Below are 530 nucleotides of genomic sequence, written 5' to 3'. Positions count from 1 at the left end.
TATGATTACTTAAATTGTCAAAAACCTTTTGAGCGACTTTGGATTAGTTCACTCACAGAAAAAGCCATTCTTTCAGGCTTTGAAAAACTCCGTCCAGGAAAGCAATTTGACCCTTTATATCACGCTGCCCAAATGCGTAGCCAAGCCGATTGGCTGGTAGGCATCAATGCTACCCAAGCCCTGAGTATCGCCGCTGGAAGCGGTGTATACTCCCTCGGGCGGGTACAAACTCCTACTTTGTCTATGGTTTGTGAACGATACCTCACGCATACCCAATTTGAGAAAAAACCGTATTGGCAATTGCAGTTAGTGCATCAAAAAGGACACCTCAAATTTAATAGTCTTTCCACTCTGAAAACAGAACAAAAAGAAGAAGTAGAAGAATGGAAAAAATCCGTAGAACGCCATCCAAATGCTGAAGTGCTTTCCGTAGAAAAGAAAACGGTAAAAGAGCAACCGCCTTTACTCTATGATTTAACTGCACTTCAAAAAGAGGCAAATAAAAAATATAGTTTTTCGGCAGACGAAAC

1 protein-coding gene is annotated in these 530 nt (G+C 41.1%); it reads left to right on the top strand.

Going from position 1 to position 530, the window contains the following annotated elements:
* Positions 1 to 530: DNA topoisomerase (locus tag VQ048_RS12485; protein ID WP_327611962.1), on the top strand; the 530-nt coding region annotated here is incomplete at both ends.

The organism is Bergeyella anatis (assembly GCF_036016955.1).
Lineage (GTDB): Bacteria > Bacteroidota > Bacteroidia > Flavobacteriales > Weeksellaceae > JAYWXI01.
The sequence above is the reverse complement of the archived record's forward strand: the minus strand, read 5'-3'. Positions and strand labels throughout refer to the sequence as shown.